Below are 9,106 nucleotides of genomic sequence, written 5' to 3' on the forward strand. Positions count from 1 at the left end.
TCCCCGCCGCCGCGTCAGCCCCGGCTGGTCTTGCCCGGGTCGCGCTCCACGACGTCGCCCAGCACCTCGTCGATGCGGGCCAGCACGTCCGCGCCCAGCTCGACCCCGGCCGCCGCCACGTTGTCGTGCACCTGCTCGGGCCGGGTGGCCCCGATGATCGCGGCGGCCACGTTGCCGTTCTGCAGCACCCAGGCCAACGCCAGCTGGGCCATGGACAGCCCGAGGTCCTCGGCGATCGGCCGCAGCTGCTGCACCCGGGTCAGGACGTCGTCGGTCAGGTAGCCCTTCATCGAGCCACCCGCACTGGGGTGACCGCCGCGGCTGTCGGCCGGCGGGGCCTGCCCGGGCTGGTACTTGCCGGTCAGCACGCCCTGGGCCAGCGGCGACCACACGATCTGCGAGACGCCCTCGGCCTCCGAGGTCGGCACGACCTCGGCCTCGATCACCCGCCACAGCATCGAGTACTGCGGCTGGTTGCTGATCAGCTGGATGCCCAGTTCACGCGCGAGCGCTGCACCGGCGGCGATCTCCTCGGCCCGCCACTCCGAGACCCCGACGTAGAGCACCTTCCCGGCGCGCACGAGGTCGGCGAAGGCGGTCATGGTCTCCTCCAGCGGCACCGTGGAGTCGTACCGGTGCGCCTGGTAGAGGTCGACGTAGTCGGTCTGCAGCCGCTGCAACGAGGCGTGGCAGCTCTCGATGACGTGCTTGCGGCCCAGCCCGCGGTCGTTCGCCCCGGGGCCGGTCGGCCAGTAGACCTTGGTGGCGATCTCCAGGGACTCGCGGCGCTGGCCGGCCAGCGCGCGGCCGAGCACGGACTCGGCCTTCGTGCCGGCGTAGACGTCGGCGGTGTCGAACGTGGTGATGCCGGCGTCGAGGGCGGCGCGCACGCAGGCGTGCGCGGCGTCCTCCTCGACCTGGCTGCCGTGGGTGAGCCAGTTGCCGTAGGCGAGTTCGGTGATGTTCAGGCCGGAGCGGCCCAGTCGACGTGTCTGCACGCCCTCGAACGTAGGCCGGACGCCGGGGGCCTACACCTCGGCGCCGACGGCCACCTGCGGCTTGGGGAACCGCCACCGGCGGACCATCGTGGCACGGCTGATGCCGTACCAGACCAGGCCCCTGGTGCGGGTGACGTTCGGGAACCGCTCGGCGACGACCTTCTTGATGCGTCGACCCAGCACGACCGAGTCGCCGATGATGACCAGGAAGAAGGCGAACCACAGGAAGACGGTGTAGCTCTGCACGGCCTGGTTGGGGATGAAGTAGCCGACCAGCACCAGGGCGGCGACGACGAGGAAGAGGCTGCCGGCGTTGCGGCGGGCGTCCACCACGTCGCGCACCAGGCGCTTCTCGGGGCCCCGGTCGCGGGCGGGCAGGGCGCTGTCGTCCCCACGGGCTGCGGCCTCGCGGGCGCTGCCCCGGTTGGCCGCCTGCTGCTCGCGCATGCGCTTGTAGGCCTCCTTGCGCGTGCGCGGCGGGGGCGGCGGCGGGCCCTGGCGGCGGCCCTGGGCCTCGCTGCGCTTGGGCGTGGGACGCCCCTTGCCGACCGTGCTCAGCTGCTGGGCGGTGAGGTCGACGGCCGGGTCCGGGGTGGTCTCGGCGGGACGGCGGCCTGGCAGACGGAGCTTCACAGCCGGCGAGTCTACGTGGCCGGGCACCGGTCCCGGAGCTGCGCCGAGACCTGCGCAACAGCCTGCGCGCGCCCGCGGCGCCGTACAGTGGGAAGCAGCCCCGCCACGGCGGTGTTGGTCCGCGCAGAACGCAGCAGAGCCCCGGTTGCGCCGGACCCTCGATGTGGGAGGACAGACCATGACCGTGCAGGACACCCAGGCCACCCCCGACGCCGCCACCGGCGTCATCCTCAGCGACCCGGCTGCGGCCAAGGTGAAGGCGCTGCTGGACCAGGAGGGGCGTGACGACCTGCGCCTGCGCATCGCCGTGCAGCCCGGTGGCTGCTCCGGCCTGCGCTACCAGCTCTTCTTCGACGAGCGCTTCCTCGACGGCGACCAGACCCACGAGTTCGGCGGCGTGGAGGTCATCGTGGACCGCATGAGCTCGCCCTACCTCGGTGGCGCCACGATCGACTTCGTCGACACCATCGAGAAGCAGGGGTTCACCATCGACAACCCCAACGCGGGCAGCTCCTGCGCCTGCGGTGACTCGTTCTCCTGACCCCGCACGACGGAGGCCCGGCACCCCTGGGGTGCCGGGCCTCCGTCGTCCCTACAGCGTGACGGGGTAGACGGTCTCGGGGACGTCGACGGCGATGCGCTCCTCGACGAAGATGCCGTGCCAGACCATGAAGACCAGCACCTCCCACAGCTGACGGGCGGTGCGCTTGCTGGGCGGGGCCCCCGCCGCAGCGGCCGCGCGCAGCCGCTCGAGCAGACCGAGGACGACGGTGCGGTCCAGCCACTGCTCGGTCTGGCTGGACGTGATGATGTCCCGCGCCCAGTCGTGCAGCGGGCCGGCGAGGAAGTCGGCCGTCGGCACGGGGAAGCCCAGCTTGCGGCGGTCCATGATGCGCGGCGGCACGATCTGGCGCATGGCCTGCCGCAGGGCGTACTTCGTCGTCCCCGCCTTCGCGTGCCCCCGACCGCGGGGCGTGCGCATCTCCAGCGGCAGGGTCGACGCCAGCGCGAACACCTCGGGGTCGAGGAAGGGCACGCGCAGCTCGAGGGAGTTGGCCATGGTCATCTTGTCCGCCTTGACCAGGATGTCCCCGCGCAGCCAGGTGAACAGGTCGACGTACTGCATCGCGGTCACGTCGTCGTAGCCGGCGTCACGGGCCTGGGCGTACAGCGCCTCGGTGACCTGTACGTGCGACAGGTCGCGGTCGCGGCCCGGCATGAGCGCGGCGAGCTCGTCGTCGCGCAGGTTGCGGGCGTTGCCGTAGTAGCGCTGCTCGAGCGGGGTGGCCGCCCGGCGCAGCAGGTCCTGGCCGCGGACGCCCTCGGGCAGCAGGCCGGCGATGCGGGTCAGCGCCCGGCGCCCGGGGGCCGGCAGGCCCTTCGCCCAGGCCAGGCTCAGCGGCTCGCGGTAGATCGTGTACCCGCCGAACAGCTCGTCGGCGCCCTCGCCGGAGAGCACCACCTTGACGTGCTTGCGGGCCTCCCGGGCCACGAAGTACAGCGGCACGAGCGCGGGGTCGGCGACCGGGTCGTCGAGGTACCAGACCACCTCGGGGATGGCCGCGGCGAAGTCGTCGGCGGTGATCTCCACCGGGACGTGGCGCACCCCGAGGACCGCCGCGGACTCGGCCGCGATGTCGACCTCGGACGTCGACTCGCGGGCGAACCCGACGGTGAAGGTGAGCAGGTCGGGGTTGTAGCGGTGGGCGAGCGCGGCGATGGCCGTGGAGTCGATGCCGCTGGACAGGAACGACCCGACCGTCACGTCGGCGCGCATGTGCTTGGCGACCGACTCCTCCAGCACCTCGGCGATGCGGTCGTAGAGCTGCTGCGCAGCCCCGGCGGGCACCGGCCGCGGGGTGAACCGGGGGTGGAACCACCGCTCGGTCGTCATCTCCCCGCCGGCGAGGGTGAACCGGGTGCCGCTCTCGACCTTCGCGATGCCGCGGTGCAGGGTGGCCGGCTCGGGCACGTACTGCAGGGTCAGGTAGTGCTGCAGCGATGCCGGGTCCACGCCACCGGCCGCCTCGGACCCGCCCAGCAGTTCCAGCAGCGCCTTCTTCTCGCTGCTGAGCACGAGCCCGCCATCGGCCAGCCGCGCGGTGAACAGCGGCTTGATGCCGAAGGGGTCGCGGGCGCCGAACGCCGTCCCGGTCTCGGTGTCCCAGATGACGAACGCGAACATGCCGCGCAGGCGGTGGACGACGTCGGGGCCCCAGTGGTGGAACCCGGCCACGATCGCCTCGGTGTCGCCCTCGGTGGCGAACTCGGCACCCAGCTCGCGCAGCTCGGCACGCAGCTCGACGTAGTTGTAGATCTCGCCGTTGAACAGGATCCGGTAGCGGTCACCGGCGTAGGCCAGCGGCTGCGGGCTGCCCCCGACGTCGATGATCGACAGCCGGTTGAACCCCAGCACCGTGTGCCCGTCGGACCACACCGCGGTGTCGTCGGGACCGCGGTGGTGCAGGCAGTGCAGGGCGTGCCGGACGCCGTCGACCCGGGCCTGGTCGACCCGCTCGGCATCGGTGGACAGGTAGGCGAGCAGGCCGCACATGGGGGAGGGGGTCTCCGCGGGGTGTCGGGGGCGGTGGGCGTCAGAGGGGCTGGCCGGCCAGCACCCGCCGGCTCACCCGCCGCTCGGCCCAGAAGGACAGGAAGGGGACGACGCCGGCCAGCAGCACCAGCACCGTGCCCTTGCCGGTGAACCTCGCCTTGAGGGCGAGGTCGAAGGCGGTGACGAGGTACACGATGAAGAGGAAGCCGTGGATCGGGGAGACGACCTTGGACACCTCGGGCACGTCGAAGCCGTAGCGGAGCGGGATGGCCACGAGCACCAGCACCAGCAGCATGACGCCCACGACGTAGGCCATGACCTGGTAGCGCTTGAGGGCCGCGGCGGTGCGCGGGGGGACGGTGGTGTCAGTTGCCATCTCGACCTCGCAGGGCCTTCTCGTTGAGCTCGGCCAGGTAGCGGTTGTAGGCAGCGAGCTCGGGGTCGCCGGTGGTGTCGATGCGCGGGCGCTGGTAGAGCACGACCTCGTGGCCCGGCTCGTCCTCGTCGGGGTCCCGGTTGAGCTCGACGCGGACCATCTTGGCGTAGAACCACAGGCCCATGAACCCGTAGAGGGGCCACTGCAGGGCGTAGCTCCAGTTGACCGCCCCGCCGCCGTTCTCGGCCTTGGACAGCTGCCAGTAACCGAGGAAGAAGGTGGCGACGAACAACGCGGCCACCAGCAGGTGCAGCAGCACCCAGCGCAGGGTCAACAACCGGGGGAGCACGCCTGCGACTGTAACCGCCGGGCCGGTCGGCACCGGTGGTCCACGGACCAGGTCACACCTCGGCAACACCTGGCCGGGCGGTCTGCAGCCAGGGGTCGCCGTCCAGGTGCGGTCGGCTACGCTCGCCTCGACTGTGGTCGTGGTGGGCAGCACCTGTCGACAGACCGGGAAGCCCCCACGACAGACACCGATCCGTACCGCGCGGCGCCCGCTGCGCGGAGGAACAAGGAGGCACCGAGCAGTGGCTCGACGGAGCAAGCTCGCGCGGGTCGCCGCGCTCGGCGTCCTGGCTGTGCTCAGCCTCTCCGGATGCGAACTCAACAACGAGTTCTGGCGGTTCGGCTGGCCCGAGGGTGTGACCGACGAGGCCGAGCAGATGCGCCACCTCTGGACCGGCTCGGTCATCGCCGCCCTGGTCGTCGGGGTCGCGGTGTGGGGGCTGATCTTCTGGTCGATGATCCGCCACCGCAAGCGCGGTGACGAGCTGCCGAAGCAGACGGCCTACAACCTGCCCCTGGAGATCGTCTACACGATCATCCCGTTCGTCATGATCGCGGTGCTGTTCTTCTACACCGTCGTCGTGCAGAACCGGGTGCAGGAGCGCAGCGACAACCCCGACGTCACGATCGCGGTCAACGCCTTCAAGTGGAACTGGCAGTTCGTCTACCCGGAGACCACCGACGCCAACGGCGGCACCCCGGTGAGCACGACCGGTTCGAGCACCGAGATCCCGATCCTGGTCGTCCCCGTCGACCAGACGATCCGTTTCGAGGTGGCCTCGGCCGACGTCATCCACTCGTTCTGGGTGCCCGAGTTCCTCTTCAAGCTCGACGTCATCCCCGGCAACGAGAACGGCCGCGACAACGTCTTCGAGGTCACCGTCCGCGAGCAGGGCGCCTTCGTGGGCCGCTGCGCCGAGCTGTGCGGCACCTACCACGCGAACATGAACTTCGAGGTCCGCGCGGTGTCCGGCGACGACTACGACGCCTACCTGGCTGCCCGCGAGGACGGCCTGTCCACCTACGACGCCCTCGAGAGCATCGGGCAGGACGGGTCGGCCACCACGACCCAGCCGTTCGACCAGCTCACCGAGTCCCAGCAGCTCGACGCCGCGGGCAACTGACGTGACCCACTTCCAGAACGCGCAGCGGGAGGACAGGCCGTGAAGGTCGAAGCACTCATCTTCAACGTGATCGCGGTGTTCGCGATCGTCCTCGCGGTCGTCTACGGGGTGTGGTCGCGCGAGCCCATCGGCACCACCGCCCTGGCGCTCTCCGCCGGTCTCCTCGGGCTCATCGGTGGGTTCTTCTGGTTCGTCTCGCGCCGCATCGACTCCCGGCCCGAGGACCTCAAGGACGCCGAGATCGCCGACGGCGCCGGTGAGCTGGGGTTCTTCTCCCCGGGGAGCTACTGGCCCTTCGGGCTCGCCCTCTCGGCCGCCCTCATGGGTCTGGCGTTGGCGTTCTTCTACCCCTGGCTGATCATCATGGCCGGCGCGGCTCTGCTGATCACCATCGGCGGCCTGCTGTTCGAGTACTACTCGGGGCAGAACGCGCACAGCTGACCCCATCGGTTGCAGGAAGGCCCCGTCCACCCCGGTGGACGGGGCCTTCCTGCGTTCCGGTCCCGGCGCCGCCTCGCCGCACTGGCCCAGCCCGATCCAGGCACGCCCAGCGTTGATCAGGGGGGTGCACGATGTCCTGTCCTCCTCCAGCAGATCTGGCCCAGGGGGCTGGACTTTCGTGCGGGAGGACGACGCCGCACATGGCACAGGAGAAGGCGGGGGCCGCCACCGGTGGGGCCCTGGCGCGGTCCGGGTGGGGCTGCGCCTTGCCCGATGGGCCGGTCCGCCGGGCGGCTGGTCCGCCGGGCGGCCCGTCGGCTGGTCCGCCGGGCGGCCGGTCCGCCAATCTGCCGTCTGCCGGGTCTCGCCTACTGATTCCACGACTGCCGCTCATGGCCCACCTCGGGGTAGGGGCCGCCGGGCCGGCCAAAGTAGAAGGCACTCTCGCCTCCTGAGTCCTGGACCCCGGATAGGCAGCCTGGCGCCTGGGACCCCCAGCTCCCAGCCAAGTGCTCGCCACCGCTGACCCCGGTGTCGACTGCATGGGCCAAGCCCAGGGCGCGTTCGCGATGTTCGCGGGGTATATCCGCTAGTGCCCCGGCACTGCCATGCCGGTCACGCCGCGGGGAATGTTGCCTGAGCTACGGCCGCACAAGCGGCGGTGTCGCCAGATTCCGGGGATAGGCATACGGGGTTCCTGAGCTGCAACGCCGACCGGAGCGTCAGGCGATTGCCTACAGCGCGGCGTGGGTGCCGAACTCTCGGGAGTGATAGATGAGCGGAGCACCGTCGGCGGTCTCGGCCAAGCGTACGAGGCCGAGCAGGACGACGTGGTGGCCGCCGTCGACGAACCGGTCGACGTCGTAGGCCAGCCAGCCGGGGCGGCCAAGATGCGGGGAAGCTCGTGATCGAGCGACTTGCCCGCTCGGGCTGCGGCCCTGGTCGACCTGCTGCGCTCCAATGCCCAGCGGGCAGACGCCGAGCGCCGCGTGCCCGAGGAGAACATCCAGGCTCTTGCCGACGCCGGGCTGTTCAAGATCTCGGTGCCCCGCCGGTTCGGCGGCCACGAGGCCGACTTCCGCACGTTCCTGGAGGTCAGCTCCACCCTTGGCCAGGGGTGTGGCTCCACTGCCTGGGCGGCCACGCTGATCAACGTCTGCGGCTGGCTGATCGGGCTGTACCCTGACCAGGCTCAGCGCGATGTCCTCGAGGCCGATCCCGACGCCCGCATCTGTGGTGTCGTGGCCCCCAGCTCGACCTCGGTGCACACCGAGGGTGGCCTGCGGGTCACCGGTTCGTGGGGCTTCGCCTCGGGCAGCCTGCACTCCCAGTGGGCGATGCTTGGAGTCCCGGTGGTCAACGCCGAGGGCCAACAGATCGACCAGGGTCTGGCGCTGATCCCGATGAGCGACCTGTCCATCAAGGACACCTGGTACGTCGCCGGGATGCGCGGCACCGGTAGCAACACCCTCATCGCCGAGGACGTATTCGTGCCTTCGCACCGCATCCTCTCGGTGCCCGCGGCCATCGGCGGGGACTACCCGACCGAGCACAAGGACGAGGCGTTGTACCGCTCGGCGTTCGTGCCGGTGCTGGCCCTGGTCCTGGTCGGCCCGCAGCTGGGCCTGGTGCAAGGCGCGATGGAGATGGTCCTGACGTCGCTTGCCAAGGGCCGGCCGATCAACTACTCCTTCTACGAGCGATCCGTGGAGTCCGGGTCGACCCAGATCAACATGGCTGAGGCGCAATCGCTGATCGACACCGCGCGGCTGCACATGCGGCGCGCCGCCACCGACATCGACGAGGCCAGCCAGTCCCCCGACTACCTGGACGTGAAGGTCCGGGCCCGGGTGAAGATGGATGTCGGGGTCGTCGCCCGCCGTTCGCGCGAGGCGATGGACCTGCTGCTGTCGGTGCAGGGCGCCGGCAGCTTCGCCGAGGCCAGCCTGCTGCAGCTCAAGTGGCGGGACTTGGAGACCGGCTCCCGGCACGCGGTGGTTAACCCCGCCCTCGCCAGCGAGGCCTACGGCCGGTCCCTGCTGGATGTGCCCGAGCAGGTCACCCCGCTCATCTGAGCTGGTCGAGCTGTCGTGGACCGGGTGCCTCTGCGGGGGTGTCCGGTCCACGTGCATCTGGGGGAACACCTGACGTACCTGCTTCCGGGCGGGCCTGAGAGCGGGCATGAGGCGCGAGCCGACCCGTGGCGGCTGCTCGCTCCCGGAAGCGGCATGAGCCGACCTGGGGAGGGCTCATGGCTTCGCCTCCTCGCAACCCCCGAGACGGGTGCTCGGCAAGCTCGGGTAGGTCTACGTTGCTGGCACGGAAGACGATGGCACGGAGAACGCCCCTGGCTGAGGACTACAGCCGGGACGACTGACCAGATCCCGTGACTCACGCCATCGCGAACGACTCCGAGGTGAGGACCTCCCAGGGGCTGGGTCCGGCGGGTCGGGCCGTGCCATCCAAGTAGCGGCCCTGGGCGTAGCCGCGGACGTCTCCCTGGGGCTGTCTCGCTCCGGGTTTGATGGAGGCATCGAACCCACGGGAGCATGACGATCATGGCAGCACCACGGAAGTACCCCGACGAGCTGCGGGAGAGGGCCATCCGGTTGGCCGTCGACGCCCGGCGTGA

10 protein-coding genes are annotated in these 9,106 nt (G+C 70.8%); 5 read left to right on the plus strand and 5 right to left on the minus strand.

From position 1 onward, the window contains the following. Positions 1-14: 14 nt before the first annotated feature. Together TEK04_RS09440 and TEK04_RS09445 are read right to left on the minus strand one after the other, a co-directional pair. Entirely contained in the window at positions 15-998 is a 984-nt protein-coding gene (locus TEK04_RS09440; RefSeq protein WP_336404082.1) for an aldo/keto reductase family protein, read from the minus strand. 30 nt (positions 999-1,028) lie between these two features. Then, a complete protein-coding gene (locus TEK04_RS09445; protein ID WP_336404083.1) occupies positions 1,029-1,631 on the minus strand; it encodes a DUF3043 domain-containing protein in 603 nt (200 codons plus the stop codon). Positions 1,632-1,809: 178 nt separating this feature from the next. Between TEK04_RS09445 and TEK04_RS09450 the strand changes: the two genes are divergently transcribed. Then, positions 1,810-2,172, plus strand: a complete 363-nt coding sequence (locus TEK04_RS09450) for a HesB/IscA family protein (protein ID WP_092803961.1) — start codon at positions 1,810-1,812, stop codon at positions 2,170-2,172. A gap of 51 nt (positions 2,173-2,223) precedes the next feature. Here the strand turns inward: TEK04_RS09450 and asnB are convergent, their stop codons facing one another. Genes asnB through TEK04_RS09465 form a run of 3 tightly spaced genes read right to left on the minus strand, consistent with a single transcriptional unit; the run spans position 2,224 to position 4,910 of the window. After that, the gene (asnB, locus tag TEK04_RS09455; protein ID WP_336404084.1) at positions 2,224-4,185 is read right to left on the minus strand and encodes an asparagine synthase (glutamine-hydrolyzing); all 1,962 of its coding nucleotides are present in this window, start codon (positions 4,183-4,185) and stop codon (positions 2,224-2,226) included. 40 nt (positions 4,186-4,225) lie between these two features. Then, positions 4,226-4,561, minus strand: coding sequence for a DUF3817 domain-containing protein (locus tag TEK04_RS09460; protein ID WP_336404085.1), 336 nt, complete (start codon positions 4,559-4,561; stop codon positions 4,226-4,228). Continuing rightward, complete coding sequence (locus TEK04_RS09465) at positions 4,551-4,910, minus strand: metalloprotease (protein WP_336404086.1); 360 nt, start codon at positions 4,908-4,910, stop codon at positions 4,551-4,553. Before TEK04_RS09465 ends, TEK04_RS09460 begins: the two co-directional genes overlap by 11 nt. 241 nt (positions 4,911-5,151) lie before the next feature. Here TEK04_RS09465 and ctaC point away from each other — a divergent pair, with 241 nt between their 5' ends. The 4 genes from ctaC (at position 5,152) to TEK04_RS09485 (ending at position 8,549) form a co-directional block, all read left to right on the plus strand. Then, complete coding sequence (gene ctaC, locus TEK04_RS09470) at positions 5,152-6,033, plus strand: aa3-type cytochrome oxidase subunit II (protein WP_336404087.1); 882 nt, start codon at positions 5,152-5,154, stop codon at positions 6,031-6,033. A 39-nt stretch (positions 6,034-6,072) separates the two neighbouring features. Further along, a complete protein-coding gene (locus tag TEK04_RS09475) occupies positions 6,073-6,474 on the plus strand; it encodes a cytochrome c oxidase subunit 4 (RefSeq protein ID WP_336404088.1) in 402 nt (133 codons plus the stop codon). A 746-nt stretch (positions 6,475-7,220) separates the two neighbouring features. Next, positions 7,221-7,382, plus strand: a complete 162-nt coding sequence (locus TEK04_RS09480; protein ID WP_336404089.1) for a hypothetical protein — start codon at positions 7,221-7,223, stop codon at positions 7,380-7,382. A gap of 9 nt (positions 7,383-7,391) precedes the next feature. After that, positions 7,392-8,549, plus strand: coding sequence for an acyl-CoA dehydrogenase family protein (locus tag TEK04_RS09485; protein WP_336404090.1), 1,158 nt, complete (start codon positions 7,392-7,394; stop codon positions 8,547-8,549). Positions 8,550-9,106 lie beyond the last annotated feature (557 nt).

Origin of the sequence: Klenkia sesuvii (assembly GCF_037083825.1) — a bacterium.
Lineage (GTDB): Bacteria > Actinomycetota > Actinomycetes > Mycobacteriales > Geodermatophilaceae > Klenkia > Klenkia sesuvii.